Origin of the sequence: Cellulosimicrobium sp. AB352 (assembly GCF_049538415.1) — a bacterium.
GTDB classification, from domain to species: Bacteria; Actinomycetota; Actinomycetes; order Actinomycetales; family Cellulomonadaceae; genus Cellulosimicrobium; species Cellulosimicrobium funkei.
Window position 1 is genome coordinate 126,509 of the sequence record NZ_JBMVFX010000002.1, and the last position, 23,932, is coordinate 150,440.

Consider the following 23,932-nt stretch of genomic DNA (forward strand, 5'->3'; position numbering starts at 1 on the left):
TGGCAGAACCCAGGCGCCCAGGCGGTCGACGCTCCAGCAGGTAGATCCGGCCGCTCCCCGGTGGTCGTTCCCACCCTCGCCAGTCGCGGCCGTCGTCCAGTCTAGCGGCCCGACGGCGGCGTCCCCGGCTCTGCCGGGACCGCACCCGGCACCGCGCTCGGCACGACCCCCGACGCCGCGAGGGCGGCCGCGTCGTCGGCCCACGTGTCCGGGGTGCCGACCCGCCAGAGCGACCGGACCGTGCTGAGGACCGCGACCGTGACGACGAGCAGCCCCGCGAGCACCGCGAGCGCGGTCCCGAGCCCGAACCGCTCGAGGAGCCCGCTGCCGACGAGCGGGACGAGCGGGCCCGCCGCGAGGCCGGTGAGCCCGAGCACGGACGCGAGCCGGCCCTGGAGCTGCGGCGGGGTGACGGCCGCGGCGTACCCCGACAGGCCCGCGTTCACGGCCGGGACGAGCAGGAGGGCGAACGGCAGCACCGCCAGGTAGGCCGCGTACGACTCCAGCACGGCCATGACGACGGACCCCGCGGCGAGCACGCCGAGCGCCGCGACCACGAGCGCCCCCGCGCGGACCCGGGCGACGAGCCGGGGCGCGAGCACCGCGCCGACGAGCACGCCCACGCCGACCGCGAGGTCGACCAGGCCGATGAGGAGCGGCGCCGTGCCCGTGCGCACGAGCTCGAGGTTGATGCCGACCATGAGGCTGCCGAACGCGACGTTGATGACGACGAAAAGGCCGAGCAGCGCGCGGAACAGCGGCACGGACCACACGAAGCGCAACCCGTCGCGCAGCGCCGCGACGGGCCGGGTCGCGCGCGCCGCCGCGACGTCGCCGTTGAGCGGCTCGCGCACGAGCCACGTGCACACCGCGGTCGCCGCGTGCCCGATCGCGGCCCCGGCGAGCGGCACGGCGTGCGCGACGGCGTAGAGCGCCCCGCCGAGCGGGCCGGCGAGCAGGCTCGCCACCGCGTCCCGGCCCTGGGCGGCCGCGAGCGCCGTCGGGAGCTGCGGCACCGGGACCACCGAGCGGAACGCGCCGCTCGTCGCCGGGTCCACGAGCGCGCCGACGACGGAGGCCCCGAACAGGACGGCGGCGAGGTGCCACGCGGAGAGCGAGCCGGTGCCGGCGGCCACCGAGACGGTCGTCCAGAGCAGCGCCCCGACGGTCGCCGCGGCCACGACGAGGCGCCGGCGGTCCACGCGGTCGGCGACGACGCCCGCGGGCAGCGTCGCCAGGAGCGCCCCGACCTGCCCGACGGCGGCCACCACCCCCGCCTGCACGACGGACCCGGTGAGCCCGTACGCCACGAGCGGCACCGCGAAGAGCGCCACCCCGGCGCCGAGCGACTCCGCGGTCAGCCCGGTCATGAGCAGCAGGTAGGACCGGTTGCGCAGGAGCGAGGGCGGCGCGTCCGGCGCGAGGCCGACCGTGGCACCAGGGGCGGACGACGGAGCGGTGCGGGGTCCCGGGGGCGCGGGGGGCGGGTTCGACATGGAGGAGAACCTACGTGCGCAACGAGAGTTGCGCAATAGTCATTGCGCACTTTGTGGTGAGCACTCCCCCGTGCGGACCACTCGGGCGTTGCTAGCCTCGGCCTGTGCTCGAGACCTTCCACGTCCAGGACCCCGCGGCGCTGCGCGCGATCGCGCACCCGCTGCGCCAGCGGATCCTCATGGAGCTCGCCGTCCTCGGGCACGCGCGCGCGGCGGACCTCGCCCGGGCCACCGGAGAGCCGGCCAACTCCGTGAGCTTCCACCTCCGGGTCCTCGCCCGGGCGGGCATGATCGTCGAGGCGCCCGAGCACGCCCGGGACCGCCGGGACCGCGTCTGGAAGAACGTCGCGGAGAGCTACGCGGTGGAGCCCGGGACGCCGGACGCGGTGCGCCACGTCGTCCGCCCGGCGCTCGCCTGGGCCGAGGAGACGTTCCGCCGCGGGAGCGCGATGGGCGCGCGGGAGGACCGGATCCTCGCGCTGAGCACGCTCGTGCTCAGCCCCGAGCAGGCGGCGACGATGTCGCGCGAGCTCCAAGAGCTCGTCGAGCGCTGGAACACGCGCGCGCTCGACGAGGGGCGCGCGGACCCCGAGGCGCGCCGCGAGACCTACCAGGTCCTCGCGGTGCTCGCCCCGCGCGATCTGCCCCCGGCGGACGACGACGACCCCGCGCCCCCGCCGGGAGAGGTCGCCTCCGGCCGACAGGCCGAGGCGCCCGCCGACTAGCCCAGCACGACCCGGCGACCGTCGATGCGCAGGCCCTCGCGCGCCACGCGCCCCACGGTCTCGACGAGCAGCGCCCGCTCGGCCACCTTGATGCGCTCGTGCAGCGACGACTCGTCGTCACCGTCCTCGACCGGCACCGCGACCTGGGCGACGATCGGGCCGGTGTCGACGCCGTCGTCGACCACGTGGACCGTGCAGCCCGTGACGCGGACGCCGTAGGCGAGCGCGTCGCGCACGCCGTGCGCGCCGGGGAAGGACGGCAGGAGCGCGGGGTGGGTGTTGAGCGTGCGGCCCGCGAAGCGGCCCACGAACGCGGGGCCGAGGATGCGCATGAACCCGGCGAGGACCACGAGGTCGGGCCGGAACACGTCGACCGCCTGCGCGACGGCCTCGTTCCACGCGGCCCGGTCCGCGAAGTCGCCGGGGGCCACGACGACGGCGGCGACGCCCGCCTCGCGGGCGAGGTCCAGGCCGCCGGCGTCCGCCTTGTCGGAGACGACGCCCACGACGCGCGCGCCGTACGCGGCGTCGTCGTGCGCGGCGAGGAGCGCCGCGAGGTTGCTGCCCGCCCCCGACACCAGCACGACGACGCGGGCGGCGGAGGTGGACTCGACGAGGTGGCCGGACGGCGTCTGCACGGTGCTCCTGCGGGGTTTCGAGGGGTCGCGGGTCACGGAGCGCGACCGCGGCGGCGGGCCGGTGGGACACCCGTCGGGGCACGCAGCCTCCGATGGGAGAATGTACCGCGAGCCGCCCGACCGACCGAGGAGCTGCCCGTGGGCAACCCGTACGCACCGCCCCGTCCCGACGCGCCGCAGCAGCCTCGACCCGAGCCCGCGCAGCCGGAGGACGGAGCGCGTCCGGACGCGCCGGCGCCCGCACCGGGCCCCGCCCCCGCGCCGGTCCCCCCGCCGCCCGCGCGCCCGGACCAGCAGGCCGGGCCGGGCCACCGGCGCCCCGTGCCGCCCGAGCCCGCGGAGCCCGACCCGGAGCTCGCCCGGCAGGCGACGCGACGCACCCTGCACTTCGGCCTGCTCCTGCTCGCCGTCATCGTCGTGAGCACCATGCCGTTCCCGTGGCAGGCCGTGAGCCTCGCGCTCGCGCTCGGCGCGATCGTCGTGGGCATCCGGGCGCTGCTCGCCGTCTGGCGGGCCCGCGTGCGCGGCGCGCTCGTCCCGGCCCTCGGGATCGGCGTCGGGCTCTCGGCCATGCTCGCGCTCCAGATGGTCTCGACGCTCGTCACGTGGGACGTCGCGCTCGCGCACCAGCAGTGCCTCGACGGCGCGATCACCGTCTCGGCCGAGAAGCGCTGCGACGTCGAGCGCACGCACGCGCTCGAGGAGAAGTTCGCCCGCTGGTTCCCCACCCCCGCCCCCGCGTCCTCCTGACGCGTCGAGGCTCCGTCACCGGTTCGTGACGTCGCGCCCCTAGGGTGAGCGCGTGACCGCGCCGACGACGCCGCCCGAGGCTCCCCCACCGCTCCCGCCCGTGCCGCGGGAAGGGCTGCGTCGCGCGGGGTCGCGCTGGTGGTGGCTCGCCGTCCCCGTCGCGGTCGTCGCCCTGGTGGCGGGCGTCGTCGCGGTGGTCGTGCCGTTCGCGGCGCACGACGCGCCCGAGCTCGTCGAGGACGGCCGGGTCCTGACCGTGGCGGCAGATCCCTGTGCGCGCGTCCAGGAGGCCGGCGTGACGCTCGCCGCAGCGACGTCTCCCGAGGGACGCGCCGCCGCCGCGCTCGACGTCGCCCAGGGTGCCCGTGCGCTCGCCGCCGCCGTCGGCGCGCTGCCCGCGGACGTCCTCGACGCCGACCGGCCGGCACGGTCCTGGGCCGAGGACTGGTCGGCCCTCGCGGACGGGCTCGCGGCCTGGGCGGCGAGCACCGCGGCCGGCGAGGACGCCCCGTTCGAGCTCCCGCTCACCGAGGACGGCTGGTCGGCGGTGACGAGGATGGACCTCGCCGCGTCTCCCGGGTGCGCGGTCCCGGCGTCCGTCGTCGGCCTCGACGCGACCCCGCCGCGCACCCCGCCCTCGGGCTGACCGCCGCGGACGACGACACCCGGCAGGACCGGGCCCGGCCCGACCCGCCGTGTCGCCTCCGCGGGTCAGCCGGCGTCGCCGTGGCGCCGGCCCAGGACCTCGAGCCGGGACCACAGGACGGCGAGCGCGGCGCCGCCGCCGATCTCGGCCGCGGCGAGCGCGCCGACGACGAGCGCGTCCGCGCCTACGACCTCGAGCCGGCCGGGGCCCACCGCTCCCCCGGCGAGCCAGCTCACGAGCCCGACGAGCAGGCCGGACGCGAGCGCGACGCCGGCGAGCGCGAGGACGACGGCGGACCAGGGGACGACGTCGTCCGGGTGGGTGCCCGTCACGTCGCGCAGGCGCCGCCAGACGAACACGCCCGCGACGACGCCGAGCGCGACGACGCCGGCCGGCACCCAGGGCGTGAGGGCGTTGGTCCAGTCGTCGCCGGGCAGCGCCCCGAGGAGCGGGATCGCGGGCAGCGCACCCGGCTCCGACCCGCCGGGCGCGAACGTGCTCCCCTCGCCCACGGCGAACCCGGGACCGACGAGCCACGCCCCGGCCCACGCCACGAGGTTGGGCAGCACGGCGAGCTGGCCGAGCGCGAGGACGATCCCCCCGACCGTGCCGGGCACGAGCCCGGCGACGATGTCGCCCGACGTCGCGCGGCCCGCGACGAGCCACGCGCCGACCACCACCGCGGACGCCCCGGCGAGCAGGCTCGTGCCGAGCAGACCCCCCCGCAGCCCGAGGCGCACCGTCGGTGGCACGACCCGGTCGAGACGCGCGGCGAGGTCGGCGACGAACGGCGCGTCCGGGCGCGCGAGAATCCCGCCGCCGAGCCCGAGCCCTCCGACGACGGCTCCCCCGACGACGGCGACCCCGAGGCCCCAGGGCGGCGTCGAGCCGGCGAGCAGGGCGACGCCGAGCGTCGTGAGCGCGTACGTGACGGTGCCGGCCACCCAGGCGGAGACCGCGGTGTGCGCCGAGCGGCGTGCCGACGCGAAGCAGCAGAAGAGCGCGAGGGCGGTGAGACCGAGCGGGACGAGCGTGACCGTCGTGCCGCTCGCGACGAGCGGGACGCCGTGGCCGAGGAGCCAGAAGCCCGCCGCGACGGTGACCGACTGTCCCCAGCCCGTCCCCTCGGACGCCCCGGTCGAGGACGCCAGGAACGCGACGACGCCCGGGAGCACGACGACGGCGAGCGACAGGGTGAGCGCCTGGAGCGCGGCGAGCGCGCCGGACGGTGCACGGCGCACCCCGACGGGTGCGGGTGCCGGGCTGCCTTCCACGGTGCGCGTGCGCGCACCGCGAGTCGTGCTGGTGGTGCTCATGGTGCCCATCGTCGTCGATCGAGAGGTCGGTTCGGGGCATTCGCCCCGGCGCGCCAGACTACCGGCGCCACCGGCCCCGGGGACGACGACGCCCCGCGACCGGCGGACCGGTCGCGGGGCGTCGTACGGCGTGGCAGCGGGCCGTGCGGCCCGACGGAGCCAAGGGTCAGGCGAGGACCTCGCGCAGGAGCGCGGCGGTCTCGGACGGCGTCTTGCCGACCTTGACGCCGACGGCCTCCAGGGCCTCCTTCTTCGCCTGGGCGGTGCCCGCGGAGCCGGAGACGATGGCGCCGGCGTGGCCCATCGTCTTGCCCTCGGGGGCGGTGAAGCCCGCGACGTAGCCGACGACCGGCTTCGTCACGTGCTCCTTGATGTACGCCGCGGCGCGCTCCTCGGCGTCGCCGCCGATCTCGCCGATCATGACGATCGCCTTGGTCTCGGGGTCGTTCTCGAACGCCTCGAGCGCGTCGATGTGCGTGGTGCCGACGATCGGGTCGCCGCCGATACCGATGGCGGTCGAGAAGCCGAGGTCCTTGAGCTCGTACATCATCTGGTAGGTCAGCGTGCCCGACTTCGACACGAGACCGACCGGGCCCTTGCCCGTGATGGTGTGCGGGGTGATGCCGGCGAGCGACTCGCCCGGCGTGATGATGCCGGGGCAGTTCGGGCCGATCATGCGCGTGCCCTTGCCCTGCAGGTAGGCCCAGACCTCGGCCGTGTCCTGGACGGGCACGCCCTCGGTGATGACGACGATGAGCGGCATCTCGGCGTCGATCGCCTCGATCGCGGCGTCCTTGGTGAACGCCGGCGGGACGAACAGGACAGACACGTTCGCGCCCGTCTCGGCCATCGCCTCGGCGACGGTGCCGAACACCGGCAGCGTGACGTCGTTGCCCTCGTGGTCCTTGTGCGTGACGGTCGTGCCGGCCTTGCGGGCGTTGACGCCGCCGACGATCTGCGCGCCCGAGTCGAGCATGAGGGCGGTGTGCTTGGCACCCATCCCGCCGGTGATGCCCTGGACGATGATCTTGGAGTCGGAGTTCAGGTAGATCGACATGGTGTTCTCTGTCTCAGCTTTCCGCGTCTACGGGCGATCAGGCGTTGGCCAGCTCGGCCGCCTTGGCGGCACCGCCGTCCATGGTCTCGGCGAGGGTCACGAGCGGGTGGTTCGCCTCGCGCAGGATCGCGCGGCCGAGCTCCACGTTGTTGCCGTCGAGGCGCACGACGAGCGGCTTGGTCGCCTCGTCGCCGAGGATCTCGAGCGCGCCCACGATGCCCTTCGCGACCTCGTCGCACGCGGTGATGCCACCGAAGACGTTGACGAAGACCGACTTGACCTGCGGGTCGTTGAGGATCACGTCGAGACCGTTCGCCATGACCTGCGCGTTCGCGCCGCCGCCGATGTCGAGGAAGTTGGCCGGCTTGACGCCGCCGTGCTCCTCGCCCGCGTACGCGACGACGTCGAGCGTGCTCATGACGAGCCCGGCACCGTTGCCGATGATGCCGACCTCGCCGTCGAGCTTGACGTAGTTGAGGCCGTTCTCCTTGGCCTTGGCCTCGAGCGGGTCGGTCGACTCCTTGTCCTCCAGCGCCTCGTGGTCCGGGTGACGGACCTCCGACGCGTTGTCGTCCAGCGTGACCTTGCCGTCGAGCGCGATGATCGAGCCGTCCTCCGTGCGGACGAGCGGGTTCACCTCGACGAGCGTCGCGTCCTCGGCCGTGAACACGGTCCACAGCGAGCGGATGACGTCGGCGACCGGCGCCTTGAGCTCCTCGGCGAAGCCCGCGGCGTCGACGATCTCGCGCGCCTTCGCCTCGTCGATGCCCACGATCGGGTCGACGGCGACCTTGGCGAGCGCCTCGGGGCGCTCGACGGCGAGCTGCTCGATCTCCATGCCGCCCTCGACGGAGCACATGGCGAGGTAGTTGCGGTTCGAGCGGTCCAGCAGCACCGAGAAGTAGAACTCCTCGGCGATCTTGGCACCCTGCGCCACCATCACGCGGTGGACGGTGTGGCCCTTGATGTCCATGCCGAGGATCTCGGACGCCTTCTCGGCGGCCTCCTCGGGCGAGTGGGCGAGCTTCACGCCGCCGGCCTTGCCGCGGCCGCCGGTCTTCACCTGGGCCTTGACGACCACGGTGCCCCCGCCGAGCTTCTCGGCTCCCGCGCGGGCCTCCTCGGGCGTCGTCGCGACGACCCCGCCCAGCACGGGCACGCCGTGCTTCTCGAAGATGTCACGCGCCTGGTATTCGAACAGGTCCACCCTGCTGCGTCCTTCCGTCTGATGCGCCGTGTGCGGCATGACCGATGTCTCGACATCAAGACATCCCCGTACAGGGTAGCCCCCGCTCCGGGGCGCGCCTATCCGGGGCCGCTGCGGCGGCTCGCGGACCGGTGTTCCCTTCGTCACCCCGTACGGCGGGCGTCAACTACTGTTGACATCACGGCGAGCGTCAACCTAGATTGACACACATGGAACCCGTCGACATGGACGCCGCGAGCAGCACCGACCCGGACGTCGGGCTGCGGGCCGTGCGGTCGCTGCGCGTGCTGGCCGAGCGCCTCGAGGCGCTCCAGGTCGAGCACGCCCGGGCGCTCGGCTGGTCCTGGCAGGAGATCGCCGACCGGCTCGGCGTCACGCGTCAGGCCGTGCACAAGAAGTACGGCGCGTCCCGCACCACGAGGAGGTCGTGACATGTTCGAACGCTTCGCCGCCGACGCCCGGGAGACCGTGGTCGGCGCCCAGGAGGTCGCGCGGGAGCGCGGCGACGACACCATCGACGGGGTGCACCTGCTCCTGTCGCTCGCCCGGCAGGAGGGCGGCGCCGGGGCGGCCGCGCTCGGTGCGGTCGGCGTGAGTCCGGCCGACCTCGAGCGCGAGGTCGACGCCGCCGGCGGGCTCGACCCGCTCGACGGCCCCGCGCTCGCGGCGCTCGGGATCGACCTGGACCAGGTCCGGGCCCGCACGGACGCCGCGTTCGGCCCTGGCGCGCTCGACCGGGCAGCGGACGACGCGCGGGGCCGCGGGCGCCGCCGAGGCCGCGCGCACATCCCGTTCACCCCCGAGGCGAAGAAGGTGCTCGAGCTCTCGCTCCGCGAGGCCGTGCACGACGCTTCGCGCGTGATCGACTCGGGCCACGTCCTCGCGGCCGTCGCGCGCAGCACGGGCTCGACGGCGCACCGGGCGCTCACCGGCGCGCTCACGGCCGCCGGGTCGGACGACGCCGGCCTGCGCGCCGCGCTCTCGACCCGGCACCGCGCGGCGTCCTGACCGGCACGCCGCGCCGCACGTCGCGGTCGGGCCAGGGGCGGGCGAGCGGCCGACGGCAGCGTCACGGCAGGCTCCTCGGGCTCGGTCGTCGTGCCACGGGAGGACCGGGCGCGCGCCCGTGCCCGACGACGGGCTGACGCCCCGCGGTGCCCGGCGCACCTACCGTCGGGGCGTGCCCGACCAGACTGCGCTCCCCCGCCGCTCGGACTCCCGCTCCGACGCCTCCGCCCTCCGCACGCGCTCCGCGCCGGGCCGCCACGCCGGCGCCCCGGTGCCCGGTGGACAGCCCTGGGCGCGGGGCGCCGTCGTGCTCGCCGCGAGCTTCCTGCTCGGCGGCCTCACGTCCTTCGCCCAGGGCTTCCTGCCCGACGCCGCGGCCCCCTTCGCGAACTCGGCGAGCGGCTGGACCCTGCTCACCGCGCTCCTCGTCGCCTGGGCCGCGCGCGACGCGCGGACGCGGACCTGGCACGCCGCCGTGCTGGGCGCGGCGAGCTTCGTGCTGCTCACCCTCGGGTACACGGTCGCCGCCGACCTGCGCGGGTTCTTCTACGACCCGACGCTGTTCGGGGTGGTCGGCCTCGTCGTCGGCCCGTTCGTCGGGGTCGCGGCGGCGTGGCTGTGGCGCGCGGGCGTGCGCGCGGCTCTCGGCACGGCGGTGCTCGCGGGCATCGGCCTCGGCGAGTCGGTGTACGGGCTCACCACGGTCGTCGAGACGACGGGTGCCACGTACTGGGTGGTGATCGGGCTTGCGTCGCTCGTCCTGCTCGCCGCGATGCTGACCCGGCGCCTGCGCGGCCCCGTCCCGGTGGCCGTCGCCGCAGGGGGCACCGCCGTCGTCGCCACGGCGTTCGTCCTCGCCTACCGCGCGCTCGGCACGATCGGCTGACGCGGCGGACGTCCCGCGCGCACGCAGAGCGCTCGACCGGCCGGTCGAGCGCCCTGCGTGTCGGCGCGTGGTGCGTCGGAGCGTGGTGCGTCAGAGCTTGGTGACGGGCGAGTACCGCAGCAGCAGCCGCTTGGTGCCGTCCGCTCCGAAGTCGATCTTCGCGACGGCGTTCGGCCCCGCGCCCTCGAGCGAGACGACCGTCCCGAGCCCGTACGCGTCGTGCGTGACCTTGTCGCCGACGGCGAGGTTCGGCACGTCCCCGTCGGCCCGCGGCGTCGCCGAACCGAACTTCGCCCCGCCGGAAGGCGAGCCGAACGCGGCGCGGGCAGGGGCCGACGACGACGGGTCGTGGCGGGTCTGGCGGGAGCGGCCCGAGGAACGAGGGCCGCGGATGGTAGACCCGTCGTCGTCGGCGCCTGTCCGCGCCCCCGACCCGAATCCGGAACGCGAACCGGACCACGAGCCCGACCCGCGGCCCCAGACGGACCCGCCCGCGCGCAGCGTCGCCATCGACGACTCGCGCCGCCGCCAGTCCCACAGCTCCTCGGGGATCTCCTCGAGGAACCGGCTCGGCGGGAACTCGTTCGCCATGCCCCACGCGGAGCGCACCGCGGACCGCGACACGTAGAGCCGCTCGCGCGCGCGCGTGATGCCCACGTAGGCGAGGCGGCGCTCCTCGGCGAGCTCGGCGTCGTCGTGCAGGGACCGCATGTGCGGGAACGTGCCGTCCTCCATGCCGGTGAGGAAGACGACGGGGAACTCGAGGCCCTTCGCGGTGTGCAGGGTCATGAGCGTGACGACGCCCGGGTCCTCCTTCTCCTCGCCCTCGCCCTCCTCGTCGGCGCCGTCGTCCGCGGGGATCTGGTCGGCGTCGGCGACGAGCGAGACGCGCTCGAGGAAGTCGGACAGCGTGCCCTCGGGGTCGAGCTCGCTGAACTCCGTCGCGACGGCGTGCAGCTCGGCGAGGTTCTCGACGCGCGTCGCGTCCTGCGGGTCGTCGCTCGCGCGCAGCTCGGCGAGGTAGCCCGTGCGGTCGAGGACGGCGCCGAGGATCTCGGACGGGCTCGCGCCGGAGTCCGCGAGCTCGCGCAGCCCCGTCATGAGCTCCGCGAAGGCGCGCAGCGGGTTGAGCGTGCGGTTCGTCAGGCCGGGGATCTCGTCGATGCGGGCGAGCGCCGCGCCGAACGAGATGCGCTCGCGGTCCGCGAGCGCCGCGACGGCGCCCTCGGCGCGGTCGCCGAGACCGCGCTTGGGCACGTTGAGGACGCGGCGCAGGTTGACGTCGTCGTCGAGGTTGTCGATCGCGCGCAGGTACGCCACGGCGTCCTTGACCTCACGGCGCTCGTAGAAGCGCGTGCCGCCGACGACCTTGTACGGCAGGCCGACGCGGATGAGCACCTCCTCCAGCGCCCGGGACTGCGCGTTCGTGCGGTAGAAGACCGCGACGTCGCCGGGTCGCACGCCCTCGGTGTCGCCGAGGCGGTCGATCTCCTCCGCGACGAACCGCGCCTCCTCGTGCTCGTTGTCCGCGACGTAGCCGATGACCTTCGCGCCCGCACCCGAGTCCGTCCACAGGCGCTTGGGCTTGCGGTCGGGGTTGCGCGAGATGACGGCGTTGGCGGCCGAGAGGATGTTCTGGGTCGAGCGGTAGTTCTGCTCGAGCAGGATGGTCCGGGCGTCCGGGTAGTCGGCCTCGAACTCGAGGATGTTGCGGATCGTCGCGCCGCGGAACGCGTAGATCGACTGGTCGGCGTCGCCGACGACGGTGAGCTCGGCCGGGTCGAGCGCCGGGACCTGCGCCTCGCCCGTGCCGCTCGTCGCCGCGTCGGTCGCCGCGGAGTCCTCGCCCACGCCCGCGAGCTCGCGCACGAGCACGTACTGCGCGTGGTTGGTGTCCTGGTACTCGTCGACGAGCACGTGGCGGAACCGGCGGCGGTAGTGCTCGGCGACCGCGGGGAACGCCTGGAGCAGGTTCACCGTGGTCATGATGATGTCGTCGAAGTCGAGCGCGCTGGCCGCGACGAGACGGGCCTGGTAGCGCGTGTAGACGTCGGCGAGCACCTGGTCGAACTCGGGCACGTTCGCGCCGTGCTGGCCGGCCCGCGCCGCGAGGCCGTCGTCCGTCGCGTGGGCGCCGGAGTCGCGCGCGTAGGTCTCGGGGTCGATGAGCTCGTTCTTGAGGTCCGAGATCTTGTTGGCGAGCGACCGGGCCGGGTACTTCTTGGGGTCCAGGTCGAGCTCGCGCGTGACGAGGGTGATGAGCCGCTGGGAGTCCGCGGCGTCGTAGATCGAGAAGCTCGACCGCAGGCCGAGCGTCTTCGCCTCCCGCCGCAGGATGCGCACGCACGCCGAGTGGAACGTGGAGACCCACATGTTCCGCGCCGACGGCCCGACGAGCGCCTCGACGCGCTCGCGCATCTCGGCCGCGGCCTTGTTGGTGAACGTGATCGCGAGGATCTGGCCCGCGCGCGCCCGGCCCGTGGCGAGCAGGTGCGCGATGCGGTGCGTCAGCACGCGCGTCTTGCCCGACCCGGCGCCCGCGACGATGAGCAGCGGCCCGCCCGCGTGCACGACGGCCTCGCGCTGCTGCGGGTTGAGCCCGTCGAGCAGCGCGTCGGGGTCGAGGTGCGCGTACCGGCCGCGACGCTCGCCCGACGGCGCACCGCCGGTCGTGCCCGGCGCGCCGTCCGCGGCGGGCGACCCCGCGCCGTCGGGCACGGCCGGATCGTCGGTCCAGCGCGGGGCGGTCCGCGGGAGGCGGGACTCGCCGCCGTGGTCGACGCGCGGGCCGTCGAACAGCGTGTCGAGGCCGGGCAGCGGGAGGTTCTCGAAGAGCGAAGCCATAGCCCCTCCAGCCTAGGCGCCCGCGCCCACACCCGGCACCGCCCGGCCGCCGCGTCCACCGGCAGGCGTCAGGTGAACGTGAGCCCGATGCCCCACGTCGCGGCGGCGAGCAGCCCGCCGAGGAGCTGGACGAGGATCGTGATGCCGGTCGCCTGCATCGCGGCGACCGTCGCGCGCCAGGCGGCGCGCCGGTCGCGACGGCGCACGAGCTCGGCGAGGAACACGGCGAGCACGAACCCGATGAAGAGCCCGACCACCGGGATGACGAAGAACCCGACGACGCCCGCGATGCCGCCCCACACGAGCGTCGACCACGGGACGTCCGCCCGGCGCATGTGCCGACCCGCGAGCACGTACTGGGAGACCTCGGCGGCGACGACGAGCACGGCCGCGACCGCGAAGACGACCCAGGCGGCCGTGCCGCCCGTGACGATCGCCCACACGAGGATCGCCCCGAGCACGAGCACGTTCCCGGGCAGGATCTGCACGACGATCCCGATCAGCCCGACCAGGATCGCCAGCCCGACGAGGACCTCTCCACCGACGCTCACGGGGGAAACCCTCGCACGTCCGGCGCGCTACGCACGCCCCGCGGGCGGGACCAGCCGGGGGTGCGCGACGCCGTCGACCACCCACGAGCGGATCATCGCGCTGAACAGGTCGGGGTCCTCCGCGCTCCACTGGTGGTGCATGCCGGGCGCCAGGCGGACGACGGCGTCCGGCACCCGGCGGGCGATCGTCGCGAGCGCGGAGCGCGCGGCGCGCACGTCGCGCGAGCCCGCGACGGCGAGGACGCGCGCGCCCGACGCCTCGAGGCCCGTCGGCCAGCAGCCGCCGTAGACGTCGCGCAGCGTGCGGGCCATGTTGTCGCGGCGGATCGCGAGGCCGGACCGGACGAAGAGGTCGCGCGCGTCGGCAGGGAGGCGGAAGGCTCGCGCCTGCGCCTCCCAGTACCAGCGCCGGTCCCACACCCTGAGCTGCGCGCGCCCGACGGCGCCGGCGAGCCCGGGCACGCCGTCGACCGCCGCGCCGGACGCGAGGACGGAGCGCACGAGCCCGGGGTGCCGTGCCGCGACCCGGAGGGCGACGATCCCGCCGTACGACAGCCCGACGAGGTGCACGGCCCGGTCCGCGGGCAGCGCAGCGACGAGGGCAGCCACGTCGTCGGCGGTGGCGTCGAGCGACACGACGTCCTCGGCCGCGCGGGACCCGAAGCCGGGCAGGTCCGGCGTCCGGACGTCGAGGTCGGCGAGGTGCTCGACCTGCGGCTCCCACATCCACGACGCGACGTTGCCGCCGTGCAGCAGGACGACGGTGACGGCGTCCGGCGCGCTCACGCGAGCACCTCGCGCTCGGTCTCGTCGAGCCAGGCGAGCTCGGTCCGGGCGTGCGCGAGGCCGTGGCGGAGCGTGGCGAGGCGCAGGGCGAGCCCGCGGGTGCCGCGGACGCGGTCGGCGTCGGGACCGCCGTCGGCGAGGACGGCGGCGACGCGCTCCTGCTCGGCGGTGAGCGCCGCGACCGCCTCCTCCGCCTGCGCGCGGCGGGACGCGAGGAGCTCCCGGACGCCTGCGTCGTCGAGCTGGTCGGCGAAGAACAACCGCCCGAGGAAGGGCTCGCGCGCGTCCTCCGGCTCGAGCGGCGCGGCGAGCCAGTCGCGGAGCGCCGCGCGGCCCGCGGCGGTGATCGTGTGGACCTTGCGGTCGGGGTAGCTCTCCTGCGGCACGACCTCCACCTCGGCGAGGCCCGCGTCGACGAGGGCCGCGAGCGTGCGGTAGAGCTGCGAGCGGTCCGCAGCCCAGAAATGGTGCACGGAGGTGTCGAACGCGCGCTTGAGGTCGTAGCCGGTCATGGGCCGGACCGTGAGGAGCCCAAGCACGAGGTATCGAAGGACCATGCGACTAGTGGACCATGCACCTAGATCCCGGTCAACGCTTCCCGAGACGACGACGGCCCGCCGACGCGGAGCGTCGACGGGCCGGGTGCCGGTGGTGCGGTCAGTTCCAGAACACGGCGACGAGGATGTTGACGAGGGTCAGGCCGCCGATGGCGTGCTTGAGGCCCGGCGCCACGGCGCCGTCGGAGGACTTGGCCCCCTGCCGCTTGGCGACGAACGCGAGGACGGCGACGACGAGGGCGACGACCAGCTTGACGCCGATCTTGGCCATGTCGAGCTCTCGCCCGAAGTCACCCATCTCCTTGATGCCAACCATGACGACCCCTGCGACGAGCGCGGTGAGCGCCCCGTGGAAGACGCCCTTGTACAGGCCCGGCGAGCGCAGGGACGCGAGGTAGCCACCGAGCACGATGGCCCACCCGATGAAGTGCAGCGCGACGAAGACGTTGTAGAGGAACTCCATGGGCCCATGGTATTTGCTGACGACCCTGTCGTGAAACTTTGCACAAGGTGAGATGCGCCCGGTGATCCACGACGCTCGACAAAGCAGACTGAATCGGTCTACTATTTCCGGTTTCCCACCATGCGGACCGGGGCTGTCCACGCGTCCGGACCGCGGCTACTGTTCTCGGCATGACCACGGCTGCCCGCACCCTCCTCGTGACCTCCGGTCACGGGACGCCGGCGTGCGCGCACACGTGTCTGAGCTGTTGTCGCTGAACCGCGCCCGACTCAGCGCGAGCCATCGCTCGCCTCTCTTCCCGAGAACCCCTGAGAACCGGCGCGCGCCGTCGGTCCTCAGCCACTCGCAGCACCCTCGCTGAGCGCTCGCCGTCGCGCGTCCCCGCCCCCCACGAGGACACGAGGAACCCCGATGACGCAGGCACCGACTGCGCCCGAGGCCACGGACGGCAGCACTCCTCCCGCCCGTCCGCCGCGCACCGCCGAGCGCCCGGCCCGGACGCCGGGAGACCGCCCCGCGCGCGCCGCACGACCGAACGGGCAGTGGAAGGTCGACGGCACCGAGCCGCTCAACGCGAACGAGAAGTGGAAGCAGGAGGACGGCGGCCTGTCCGTCCGCGAGCGCATCGAGACGATCTACGCGCGCGACGGCTTCGACTCCATCCCCGGCGACGACCTCCACGGACGCTTCCGCTGGTGGGGCCTGTACACGCAGCGCAAGCCCGGGATCGACGGCGGCCGGACCGCGACGCTCGAGCCGCACGAGCTCGAGGACCGGTACTTCATGCTCCGGGTCCGCATCGACGGCGGGGCGCTCACGACCGAGCAGCTCCGCGTCGTCGCGGGCATCTCGACGGAGTTCGCCCGCGACAGCGCGGACATCACCGACCGCCAGAACATCCAGCTCCACTGGGTCGAGGTCGAGGACGTCCCCGAGATCTGGCGCCGCCTGGAGTCCGTCGGGCTGCAGACGACCGAGGCGTGCGGCGACGTCCCGCGCGTCGTGCTCGGCAGCCCGGTCGCGGGCATCGCCGCCGACGAGCTCATCGACATCGGCCCGGCCGTCGCGGGGATCACCGAGAAGTACATCGGCGTCCCCGAGCTCGCGAACCTGCCCCGCAAGTTCAAGACGGCGCTCACCGGCCACCCGAGCCAGGACGTCGTCCACGAGATCAACGACGTCGCGTTCGTCGCCCACCGCCACCCCGAGCTGGGCGTCGGGTTCGACCTGTGGGTCGGCGGCGGGCTGTCCGCGAACCCGCGTCTCGGGGAGCGCCTGGGGGCGTTCGTCACCGAGGAGCAGGTGCCCGACGTGTGGCACGGCGTCGTGCAGATCTTCCGCGACTACGGCTACCGCCGGCTGCGCAACAAGGCACGCCTGAAGTTCCTGCTCGCCGACTGGGGTCCGGAGAGGTTCCGCGAGGTCCTCGAGACCGAGTACCTCGGGTACGCGCTGCCCGACGGCCCCCCGGCGCCCAAGCCGTCCGTCCCCGGCGACCACGTGGGCGTGCACAAGCAGAAGGACGGGCTCAACTACGTCGGGGCCGCGCCGTACGTCGGACGCGTGTCCGGCACGATCCTCGCGAACGTCGCCGACCTCGCGGAGTCGGTCGGGTCGCACCGCGTGCGCCTCACCCCGCACCAGAAGCTCCTGGTCCTCGACGTGCCGGACGAGCACGTCGAGCACGTCGTGTCGACGCTCAAGGAGAACGGCCTCGACGCCCGGCCGAGCCCGTTCCGGCGCAGCACGATCGCGTGCACCGGCATCGAGTACTGCAAGCTCGCGATCGTCGACACGAAGGACACCGCGACCGCGACGATCGACGAGCTCGAGCAGCGCCTCGGGGACCTGTCCCAGATGAAGCCGCTCTCCCTGCACGTCAACGGCTGCCCCAACTCGTGCGCGCGCATCCAGACGGCGGACATCGGCCTCAAGGGCCAGCTCGTCATGGACGACGACGGTCAGCAGGTCCCCGGCTTCCAGGTCCACCTGGGCGGCGGGCTGGCCTCCGACGACCGCGAGGTCGCGGGCATGGGCCGGACCGTCCGCGGGCTGAAGGTGACCGCGGACGACCTCACCGACTACGTCGAGCGCGTCGTCCGGCGCTACGAGAGCGACAAGGACGGCTCCGAGACGTTCGCCGAGTGGGCGCACCGCGCGGACGAGGAGGCGCTCCGATGACCGCGGACCTGACCGGCGGGACCGCTGCATCCGCGGGCACCGACCCGCTCGCGGCGCTGCGCGCCGCGGCGCGGGCCCGGACGGAGCAGCGCGAGGAGGCGAAGGCCGCGCACCACGCGGAGCGTGCGCGGCAGGCCGCGCAGGGCCGGGAGAAGCGCTCGACCGACGAGCTGCGCGAGATCGCGCGGCGCGGCGCCGAGCTGCTGCACGGCGTGGGCACGCCCGGCGTCGAGGGCGCCACGCGCCCGGAGGCGACCGCCGACGAGGTCGTCGCCTGGGCGGCGCGCGAGTTCGGGACCTCCGTCGCGGTCGCGTGCTCCATGGCCGACGCCGTGCTCCCCCACGTCGTGACGGCGCAGATCCCCTGGGTCGACGTGCTGTTCCTCGACACGGGCTACCACTTCGCCGAGACCGTCGGGACGCGCGACGCCGTCGAGCAGCAGCTGGACGTGACGATCGTCGACGTCCGGCCCGAGCTCACGGTCGCCCAGCAGGACGCGGCGCACGGCAAGGACCTGTTCGGCCGCGACCCGGCGCTGTGCTGCCAGCTGCGCAAGGTCGAGCCGCTGCACCGCACGCTCGCGGGCTACGAGGTGTGGGTCACGGGCGTGCGCCGCGACGAGGCGCCGACGCGGACCGGCACGCCGCTCGTCACGTTCGACGAGAAGAACGGGCTCGTGAAGATCAACCCGCTCGCGGCGTGGTCGTTCGACGACCTGCTCGCGTACGCGGCGCGGCACCAGGTGGTGCTCAACCCCCTGCTCCACGACGGCTACCCGTCGATCGGCTGCCAGCCGTGCACCCGGCGCGTCGCGCCGGGCGAGGACCCGAGGGCCGGCCGCTGGGCGGGGCTCGACAAGACAGAGTGCGGACTCCACGTATGAGGACGGGCATGACGACCATCGACCTGACGACCGACGCGCCGGGCTCGCCCGGCGCCTCCGCCGCCGCGGGCACGACCCCGGCCGCGGCGCTCCCCGGCGGGCGCCGCCTCGCCCAGCTCGACGCGCTCGAGAGCGAGGGCATCCACATCGTGCGGGAGGTCGTCGCCGAGTTCGAGCGACCGGTCCTGCTGTTCAGCGGCGGCAAGGACTCCGTGGTGATGCTGCACCTCGCGGTCAAGGCGTTCGCGCCCGGCCCGGTGCCGTTCCCCGTGCTGCACGTCGACACCGGGCACAACTTCCCCGAGGTCCTGGCCTACCGCGACGCCACGGCCGAGCGCCTCGGCCTGCGGCTCGAGGTGGCGCGCGTGCAGGACTACATCGACGACGGCCGGCTGCGCGAGCGCGCCGACGGCACGCGCAACCCGCTCCAGACGCAGCCGCTGCTCGACGCCATCTCGGGGCACCGGTTCGACGCCGTGTTCGGCGGGGGGCGTCGCGACGAGGAGAAGGCGCGCGCCAAGGAGCGCGTGTTCTCCCTGCGCGACGAGTTCGGCCAGTGGGACCCGCGCAACCAGCGCCCGGAGCTGTGGAACCTCTACAACGGGCGGCACCGCCCGGGCGAGCACGTCCGCGTGTTCCCGCTGTCGAACTGGACCGAGCTCGACGTGTGGCGCTACATCGCGCGCGAGCGCATCGAGCTCCCCGGGCTCTACTACGCGCACGAGCGCGAGGTGTTCGACCGCGACGGGATGCTCCTCGCCGTCGGGCCGTACTCCGCGCCCCGCACGGACGCCGAGACCGCGTCGCTGCGGACGGAGACCGTGCGCTACCGGACGGTCGGCGACATGTCGTGCACCGGCGCCGTGCGCTCGGACGCGGCGGGCGTCGAGGACGTCATCGCCGAGGTCGCCGCGACGCGCATCACCGAGCGCGGCGCGACCCGCGCCGACGACCGCCTCTCCGAGGCCGCCATGGAGGACCGCAAGAAGGAGGGGTACTTCTGATGGGCACCCAGACCACCACCGGCACCGTCACCGCCGACGCGGCGCCCCCGCTCGACGACGCGCGCCGCGGCACGCTCCTGCGCCTCGCGACCGCGGGCTCCGTCGACGACGGCAAGTCCACGCTCGTGGGCCGCCTGCTGTTCGACTCGAAGTCCGTGCTCGCCGACCAGCTCGACGCGGTCGAGCGCGTCTCGCGCGACCGCGGGCTGGAGACCGCCGACCTCGCGCTGCTCACCGACGGCCTGCGGGCCGAGCGCGAGCAGGGCATCACGATCGACGTCGCGTACCGGTACTTCGCGACCGCGCGCCGGTCGTTCATCCTCGCCGACTGCCCCGGGCACGTGCAGTACACGCGCAACACCGTGACGGGGGCGTCGACGGCGGACGTCGTCGTGCTGCTCATCGACGCGCGCAAGGGTCTGCTGGAGCAGACGCGCCGCCACCTCGCGGTCGCGAGCCTGCTGCGCGTGCCGCACGTCGTCGTCGCGGTGAACAAGATCGACCTCGTCGACTACAGCGAGGCGCGCTACGAGGAGCTCGCGGCGGACATCCGCGCGGCCGCGACGTCGCTCGGCGTCGGCGACGTGCACACGATCCCCGTCTCGGCGCTCGTCGGCGACAACGTCGTGGACCGGGCGAGCGCGCGCACGCCCTGGTACGACGGCCCGAGCCTGCTCGAGCTGCTCGAGGAGCTCCCGACCGGCGACGACCCGGAGGCCGAGGCGTTCCGCTTCCCCGTCCAGGTCGTCATCCGCCCGCAGGCCGCGGCTGACGAGCGCTACCGCGACTACCGCGGGTACGCCGGGCAGGTCGCGTCGGGCGTCGTGACGGTCGGCGACGAGGTCGTGGTGCTGCCCTCCGGGCGCCGCACGACGGTCGTCGGGATCGACACCGCCGACTCCCTCGCGAGCGGCGCGGAGCTCACCGAGGCGTTCGCCCCGCAGTCGGTGACCATCCGCCTCGCCGACGACGTGGACGTCGCGCGCGGCGACCTCCTCGCGTCCGCGGCCGAGGCCCCCGACGTCACGCAGGACGTCGAGGGCACGGTGGCGTGGCTGGGCGACCGTCCGCTCCTGCCCGGCGCGCGCGTGCTGCTCAAGCACACGACCCGCACCGTGCAGGCCGTGGTGCGCGACGTCGTCGGGCGCCTCGACCTGGACACGGCCGAGCTCGAGCCCGCCGAGCGCCTGGAGCTCAACGACATCGGTCGCGTGACGCTGCGGCTCGCGTCGCCCGTCGCGGCGGAGGAGTACGTCGTGGCGCGCCGCACGGGGGCGTTCCTGCTCGTCGACGCGCAGGACGGCGGCACGCTCGCCGCCGGCATGGTCGGCGACGCGCTCGCCGCCGCCCGTCGCCCGGCGGAACGCCCCGGCTCCTACGCGATCTAGACGACACCTAGGCTGGCACCGTGACCGCACCCATCCACGAGACGTACCCCCTCGGCCTGCGTCTCGACGGCCGCCGCGTCGTCGTCGTCGGCGGCGGCCCCGTCGCCGCACGCCGCACGCGGGGCCTCCTCGACGCGGGCGCGGTCGTGACCGTCGTCGCGCCGTACGTGTGCGAGGACCTCGCCGAGCTGTTCGCGGCCCACGGCCCGGGGACCGCCGGTCACGCGGCGCACGCCCCGGCGGCCGTCCCGGCGCGGGACGCCCGGCTCTCCTGGGTGCGGCGCGACTACCTCACGGGCGACCTCGACGGCGCGTGGCTCGTCCACACCGCGACGGGCGACGCCCGCGTCGACGCCGAGGTCGCGGCCGACGCCGAGGCGGACCGCGTCTTCTGCGTCACCGCGGGCGACGCCGAGCGCGCGACCGCGTGGGTCCCGGCCGTCGCGCGCACGCTCGTGCCGGGCGCCGCGCCCGGGGCCGGGGAGGCCGAGGTCACGGTGGCCGTCAACGCCGGTCGGGACCCGCGGCGCGCCCAGCGCGTGCGCGACGCCGTCGCGGTGCTCCTCGAGACGGGCGAGCTGCCGCTGCGGGCGGTGCGGCCGGCCCGCGCCGTCGCCGCGGCGTCGGGCGACGCCGGGCACGAGGCGACGGGGGCGGGGTCCGTCACCGCGCCGCTCGTGCGGCCCGTGGGCTCCGTCGCCCTCGTCGGCGGGGGGCCGGGCGACGCGGGCCTGATCTCCGTGCGCGGGCGACGCGTGCTCGCGGAGGCCGACGTCGTCGTGGTCGACCGGCTCGCGCCGCGTGCGCTGCTCGCCGAGCTCGGCGACGACGTCGTGGTGGTGGACGTCGGCAAGACGTCGGGCAACCACCCCGTGCCGCAGGACGAGATCAACCGGATCCTCGTGCACCACGCCCTCGTGGGGAAGCGGGTCGTCCGGCTCAAGGGCGGCGACCCGTACGTGTTCGGGCGGGGCGGCGAGGAGCTCGACGCGTGCCGCGCCCACGGCGTCCCGGTGGAGGTCGTGCCCGGCGTGACGAGCGCCGTCTCCGTGCCCGCCGCCGCGGGGATCCCGGTGACGCACCGGGGCCTGTCGCGCGGGTTCACCGTGCTCACGGGGCACGAGGACGTCGGGAAGGTCCCCGCGGCGAGCGACCACACGGTCGTCCTGCTCATGGGTGTCTCGCGCCTCGCGGAGACGGCCGCGGCGCTCGTCGCGCAGGGCCGCTCGCCCGAGACGCCGGTCGCGGTCGTCGAGGACGGCTACGGCCCGCGCCAGCGGACGACGGTCGGGACGCTCGCGACCATCGCCGAGCGGGCCCGCGAGGCCGGAGTGCGGCCCCCGGCCGTGACCGTCGTCGGGGACGTGGTGACCCTCTCCCCCGCCTGGCCGCCCCGCACCCCGCCCGCCCCGCGCTGAGCGCGGGGGCCGCGGCTCAGAGGAGGCGGCGCTGGGCCGCCCAGCGGGTGAGCTCGTGACGGGACGACAGCTGGAGCTTGCGCAGGACCGCGGAGACGTGGGTCTCGACGGTCTTGATCGAGATGAACAGCTCCGACGCGACCTCGCGGTACGTGTACCCGCGCGCGATGAGGCGCATGACCTCCTGCTCGCGCGCGGAGAGCCGGTCGAGCTCGTCGTCGTGCACGGCGACGTCGCCCGCGCCCGTGCCGAACGCGTCGAGCACGAAGCCCGCGAGCCGCGGCGAGAACACCGCGTCGCCGCCCGCGACCTGCCCGACGGCGGCCGACAGGTCCGGCCCCGAGATCGCCTTCGTCACGTACCCGCGCGCGCCGGCACGGATGACCGCGACGACGTCCTCCGCGGCGTCCGACACGGACAGCGCGAGGAACCGCACGTCGCCCAGCACGTCGGCGCAGCGCTGGATGACCTCCGCGCCCCCGCCGCCGTTCCCGCCGGGCAGGTGCACGTCGAGCAGCACGACCGGGGGCCGCAGCTCGTGCACGCGCGCGACCGCCGACCCCACGTCGTCCGCCTCGCCCACGACCGTGACGAGCGCCGGGTCGAGGCTCGCGCGCACACCGGCCCGGAACATGTGGTGGTCGTCGACGAGCACCACGGGCACCGGCCCGGTGGCGGGTGCGCCGTCGGGCGTCGCGCTGGGGATGGTCGTCACGGGGTCTCCTCGCTCGGTGCGGTCCGCGCCGGGCCGGGGTCCGTCGGCACGTCCGTCGACACGGCCCGCGGCACGCGCAACCGTACCTCGGTGCCCCACCCCGGCCGGCTGATGATCTCGGCCTTGCCCCCGCGGCGCTGCACGCGCCCGAGGATCGACTCGCGCACCCCGAACCGGTCGGGGGCGACGTCGTCCATGTCGAAGCCCTCGCCCCGGTCGCGGACGAACACCTCGACCGCGGCGTCGCTCACCTCGAGGTAGACGGAGTACGGCGGCCCGCCGTGCGCGACGGCGTTGACGAGCGCCTCGCGCGTCGCCTGGAGGAGCGCCGCCGTCTCCTGCGTCGGGGTGCAGTCCCCCACCACGACGACGTCCACGACGACCGGCCCCGGCTCGGGGGCACCGGGCGCCGCGCCGATCGGCTCGGCGCGGCGGCCCACGCGCCCGTCCTCGACCTCCGCGACGAGCGCGCGCAGCTCGGCGGCGAGCGACGTCCCCGGCGAGGGGCGGTCGTCGTAGAGCCACTCGCGCAGCTCGCGCTCCTGGGCCCGCGCGAGGCGCGCGACCGTGTCGGCGTCGGAGGACCGGGCGCGGATGAGGGCGAGCGTCTGGAGCACGGAGTCGTGCAGGTGCGCGGCGATGTCGGCCCGCTCGGCCTCGCGCGCCCGGGCGGCGCGCTCGTCGCCGAGCTCGCGCACGAGTCGCAGCCACCACGGGGCGAGCACGATCGCGACGCCGGCGAGCACCGCGACCGCGGCCACCGCGGCGCGCACGATCTGGGTGGGCCGCGCGTCCTGCCCCACGAGCAGCACGATGCCGACGAGCACGAGCACGACGCCGCCCGCGATGCGCACGACCCCGGCGGGCGTGCGCCCGCCCGCTCGCGTGAGCAGCCGGCCCCGCTCGACGGCGTCGAGCTGGCTCCACGCGAGCGCCGCGCCCGCGAGCGCGATGAGCACCGGGATGACCCAGGAGACCTCGACGTCGACACCCGTGCGCAGAGCCACGAGCAGCGCCGCGCCGCCCAGCAGGACGACGCCGATCGCGACGTCGCGCACGGGCAGGCGCCGCACGCTCCCCTGGAGACGCGGCGCGAGCCGGGACAGGGAGGCGGGGCGCTGCTCGTCGCGCGCGGCCAGCGGGTCGCCGGTCGGCACGGTGAGCCACCAGAACACGTACAGCGCGACGCCCGCGCCGCCCGCGAGCGCGAGGAGCGCCATGACGAGGCGCACGACCCCGCCGCCGACGCCGAGGTGCGCCGCGAGGCCCGCGCACACGCCACCCACCCACCGGCCGCGCTCGGGGCGGCGCAGCGGCAGGTCGCGCGGTCGGGCGCCGGGCCGGGCAGCTGTCGTCACCCCCCGATCGTCACACGGCGCGGACGCCCCGAGCGCCCCCGGGCGGGGAAACCA

23 protein-coding genes and 1 riboswitch are annotated in these 23,932 nt (G+C 75.2%); of the genes, 11 read left to right on the forward strand and 12 right to left on the reverse strand.

Annotated features, from left to right (window positions below):
• Positions 1 to 8: 8 nt before the first annotated feature.
• A riboswitch (ZMP/ZTP riboswitch) is annotated at positions 9 to 97 on the reverse strand.
• Between the two features lie 4 nt (positions 98 to 101).
• Positions 102 to 1,496: an MFS transporter gene (locus ACPCUX_RS02065; RefSeq protein WP_423388080.1), complete on the reverse strand. Its 1,395-nt coding sequence runs from the start codon at positions 1,494 to 1,496 to the stop codon at positions 102 to 104.
• Between the two features lie 104 nt (positions 1,497 to 1,600).
• Here ACPCUX_RS02065 and ACPCUX_RS02070 point away from each other — a divergent pair, with 104 nt between their 5' ends.
• Positions 1,601 to 2,221, forward strand: coding sequence for an ArsR/SmtB family transcription factor (locus ACPCUX_RS02070; RefSeq protein WP_415298139.1), 621 nt, complete (start codon positions 1,601 to 1,603; stop codon positions 2,219 to 2,221).
• Here the strand turns inward: ACPCUX_RS02070 and purN are convergent.
• Positions 2,218 to 2,859 carry a phosphoribosylglycinamide formyltransferase gene (purN, locus tag ACPCUX_RS02075; RefSeq protein ID WP_415298137.1) on the reverse strand — a complete coding sequence of 214 codons (642 nt, stop codon included), beginning with the start codon at positions 2,857 to 2,859 and terminating at the stop codon, positions 2,218 to 2,220. The genes ACPCUX_RS02070 and purN overlap by 4 nt on opposite strands.
• Positions 2,860 to 2,997: 138 nt before the next feature.
• On the opposite strand from purN, the gene ACPCUX_RS02080 reads away from it, so the two are divergent.
• Together ACPCUX_RS02080 and ACPCUX_RS02085 are read left to right on the forward strand one after the other, a co-directional pair.
• Positions 2,998 to 3,609, forward strand: a complete 612-nt coding sequence (locus ACPCUX_RS02080) for a hypothetical protein (RefSeq protein ID WP_423388081.1) — start codon at positions 2,998 to 3,000, stop codon at positions 3,607 to 3,609.
• A gap of 52 nt (positions 3,610 to 3,661) precedes the next feature.
• Entirely contained in the window at positions 3,662 to 4,255 is a 594-nt protein-coding gene (locus ACPCUX_RS02085; protein ID WP_423388082.1) for a hypothetical protein, read from the forward strand.
• 65 nt (positions 4,256 to 4,320) lie between these two features.
• Here ACPCUX_RS02085 and ACPCUX_RS02090 read toward each other — a convergent pair whose 3' ends face one another.
• The 3 genes from ACPCUX_RS02090 to sucC all read right to left on the reverse strand — a co-directional run bounded on the left by ACPCUX_RS02090 (position 4,321) and on the right by sucC (position 7,835).
• Positions 4,321 to 5,571 (reverse strand): DUF6350 family protein, encoded by a 1,251-nt coding sequence (locus tag ACPCUX_RS02090; RefSeq protein WP_423388083.1) that lies wholly within the window; start codon positions 5,569 to 5,571, stop codon positions 4,321 to 4,323.
• A 166-nt stretch (positions 5,572 to 5,737) separates the two neighbouring features.
• A complete protein-coding gene (gene sucD / locus ACPCUX_RS02095; RefSeq protein WP_021482340.1) occupies positions 5,738 to 6,628 on the reverse strand; it encodes a succinate--CoA ligase subunit alpha in 891 nt (296 codons plus the stop codon).
• 37 nt (positions 6,629 to 6,665) lie between these two features.
• The gene (gene sucC, locus ACPCUX_RS02100; RefSeq protein WP_021482339.1) at positions 6,666 to 7,835 is read right to left on the reverse strand and encodes an ADP-forming succinate--CoA ligase subunit beta; all 1,170 of its coding nucleotides are present in this window, start codon (positions 7,833 to 7,835) and stop codon (positions 6,666 to 6,668) included.
• Between the two features lie 209 nt (positions 7,836 to 8,044).
• On the opposite strand from sucC, the gene ACPCUX_RS02105 reads away from it, so the two are divergent.
• From ACPCUX_RS02105 to ACPCUX_RS02115, 3 genes are all read left to right on the forward strand, one after another.
• Positions 8,045 to 8,266 carry a helix-turn-helix domain-containing protein gene (locus tag ACPCUX_RS02105; RefSeq protein ID WP_034653339.1) on the forward strand — a complete coding sequence of 74 codons (222 nt, stop codon included), beginning with the start codon at positions 8,045 to 8,047 and terminating at the stop codon, positions 8,264 to 8,266.
• Position 8,267: 1 nt separating this feature from the next.
• Positions 8,268 to 8,843, forward strand: coding sequence for a Clp protease N-terminal domain-containing protein (locus ACPCUX_RS02110; protein WP_034653342.1), 576 nt, complete (start codon positions 8,268 to 8,270; stop codon positions 8,841 to 8,843).
• A gap of 172 nt (positions 8,844 to 9,015) precedes the next feature.
• The gene (locus ACPCUX_RS02115) at positions 9,016 to 9,729 is read left to right on the forward strand and encodes a DUF6518 family protein (RefSeq protein ID WP_232422971.1); all 714 of its coding nucleotides are present in this window, start codon (positions 9,016 to 9,018) and stop codon (positions 9,727 to 9,729) included.
• 90 nt (positions 9,730 to 9,819) lie between these two features.
• Here the strand turns inward: ACPCUX_RS02115 and pcrA are convergent, their stop codons facing one another.
• The 5 genes from pcrA to ACPCUX_RS02140 form a co-directional block, all read right to left on the reverse strand.
• Positions 9,820 to 12,573, reverse strand: a complete 2,754-nt coding sequence (gene pcrA / locus ACPCUX_RS02120) for a DNA helicase PcrA (protein WP_043655379.1) — start codon at positions 12,571 to 12,573, stop codon at positions 9,820 to 9,822.
• 68 nt (positions 12,574 to 12,641) lie between these two features.
• Positions 12,642 to 13,124, reverse strand: coding sequence for a DUF456 domain-containing protein (locus ACPCUX_RS02125; protein ID WP_034653344.1), 483 nt, complete (start codon positions 13,122 to 13,124; stop codon positions 12,642 to 12,644).
• A gap of 27 nt (positions 13,125 to 13,151) precedes the next feature.
• Positions 13,152 to 13,910, reverse strand: a complete 759-nt coding sequence (locus ACPCUX_RS02130) for an alpha/beta fold hydrolase (protein WP_085388365.1) — start codon at positions 13,908 to 13,910, stop codon at positions 13,152 to 13,154.
• Positions 13,907 to 14,467, reverse strand: a complete 561-nt coding sequence (locus tag ACPCUX_RS02135; protein ID WP_034653349.1) for a PadR family transcriptional regulator — start codon at positions 14,465 to 14,467, stop codon at positions 13,907 to 13,909. The genes ACPCUX_RS02130 and ACPCUX_RS02135 overlap by 4 nt, the downstream gene beginning before the upstream one ends.
• A gap of 100 nt (positions 14,468 to 14,567) precedes the next feature.
• A complete protein-coding gene (locus ACPCUX_RS02140; RefSeq protein WP_085388366.1) occupies positions 14,568 to 14,930 on the reverse strand; it encodes a hypothetical protein in 363 nt (120 codons plus the stop codon).
• A gap of 411 nt (positions 14,931 to 15,341) precedes the next feature.
• Between ACPCUX_RS02140 and ACPCUX_RS02145 the strand changes: the two genes are divergently transcribed.
• The 5 genes from ACPCUX_RS02145 to cobA are packed head-to-tail and all read left to right on the forward strand — an operon-like array spanning position 15,342 to position 21,805.
• A complete protein-coding gene (locus tag ACPCUX_RS02145; RefSeq protein ID WP_043655373.1) occupies positions 15,342 to 17,111 on the forward strand; it encodes a nitrite/sulfite reductase in 1,770 nt (589 codons plus the stop codon).
• Complete coding sequence (locus ACPCUX_RS02150; protein ID WP_423388084.1) at positions 17,108 to 17,995, forward strand: phosphoadenylyl-sulfate reductase; 888 nt, start codon at positions 17,108 to 17,110, stop codon at positions 17,993 to 17,995. Before ACPCUX_RS02145 ends, ACPCUX_RS02150 begins: the two co-directional genes overlap by 4 nt.
• A gap of 8 nt (positions 17,996 to 18,003) precedes the next feature.
• Entirely contained in the window at positions 18,004 to 18,999 is a 996-nt protein-coding gene (gene cysD / locus ACPCUX_RS02155; protein WP_085388368.1) for a sulfate adenylyltransferase subunit CysD, read from the forward strand.
• Positions 18,999 to 20,387 carry a sulfate adenylyltransferase subunit 1 gene (locus ACPCUX_RS02160; RefSeq protein WP_081600048.1) on the forward strand — a complete coding sequence of 463 codons (1,389 nt, stop codon included), beginning with the start codon at positions 18,999 to 19,001 and terminating at the stop codon, positions 20,385 to 20,387. Before cysD ends, ACPCUX_RS02160 begins: the two co-directional genes overlap by 1 nt.
• Before the next feature lie 20 nt (positions 20,388 to 20,407).
• Positions 20,408 to 21,805 (forward strand): uroporphyrinogen-III C-methyltransferase, encoded by a 1,398-nt coding sequence (cobA, locus tag ACPCUX_RS02165; protein WP_255180706.1) that lies wholly within the window; start codon positions 20,408 to 20,410, stop codon positions 21,803 to 21,805.
• A 16-nt stretch (positions 21,806 to 21,821) separates the two neighbouring features.
• On the opposite strand, the gene ACPCUX_RS02170 is transcribed toward cobA, so the two are convergent.
• Entirely contained in the window at positions 21,822 to 22,520 is a 699-nt protein-coding gene (locus ACPCUX_RS02170; protein WP_021483838.1) for a LuxR C-terminal-related transcriptional regulator, read from the reverse strand.
• On the reverse strand, positions 22,517 to 23,878 hold the full coding sequence (locus ACPCUX_RS02175; protein WP_423388085.1) for a PspC domain-containing protein: 1,362 nt from the start codon (positions 23,876 to 23,878) through the stop codon (positions 22,517 to 22,519). Before ACPCUX_RS02175 ends, ACPCUX_RS02170 begins: the two co-directional genes overlap by 4 nt.
• Positions 23,879 to 23,932 lie beyond the last annotated feature (54 nt).

Bases quoted from the DNA above. Each gene is read 5' to 3' on its own strand.
- ACPCUX_RS02110 (WP_034653342.1), top strand. From the start codon at position 8,268: ATGTTCGAACGCTTCGCCGCCGACGCCCGGGAGACCGTGGTCGGCGCC.
- ACPCUX_RS02105 (WP_034653339.1), top strand. From the start codon at position 8,045: ATGGAACCCGTCGACATGGACGCCGCGAGCAGCACCGACCCGGACGTC.
- ACPCUX_RS02145 (WP_043655373.1), top strand. From the start codon at position 15,342: ATGACGCAGGCACCGACTGCGCCCGAGGCCACGGACGGCAGCACTCCT.
- ACPCUX_RS02065 (WP_423388080.1), bottom strand. From the start codon at position 1,496: ATGTCGAACCCGCCCCCCGCGCCCCCGGGACCCCGCACCGCTCCGTCG.
- ACPCUX_RS02160 (WP_081600048.1), top strand. From the start codon at position 18,999: ATGGGCACCCAGACCACCACCGGCACCGTCACCGCCGACGCGGCGCCC.
- sucD (WP_021482340.1), bottom strand. From the start codon at position 6,628: ATGTCGATCTACCTGAACTCCGACTCCAAGATCATCGTCCAGGGCATC.
- ACPCUX_RS02090 (WP_423388083.1), bottom strand. From the start codon at position 5,571: ATGAGCACCACCAGCACGACTCGCGGTGCGCGCACGCGCACCGTGGAA.
- cysD (WP_085388368.1), top strand. From the start codon at position 18,004: ATGACGACCATCGACCTGACGACCGACGCGCCGGGCTCGCCCGGCGCC.
- ACPCUX_RS02140 (WP_085388366.1), bottom strand. From the start codon at position 14,930: ATGGAGTTCCTCTACAACGTCTTCGTCGCGCTGCACTTCATCGGGTGG.
- pcrA (WP_043655379.1), bottom strand. From the start codon at position 12,573: ATGGCTTCGCTCTTCGAGAACCTCCCGCTGCCCGGCCTCGACACGCTG.
- ACPCUX_RS02135 (WP_034653349.1), bottom strand. From the start codon at position 14,467: ATGGTCCTTCGATACCTCGTGCTTGGGCTCCTCACGGTCCGGCCCATG.
- ACPCUX_RS02150 (WP_423388084.1), top strand. From the start codon at position 17,108: ATGACCGCGGACCTGACCGGCGGGACCGCTGCATCCGCGGGCACCGAC.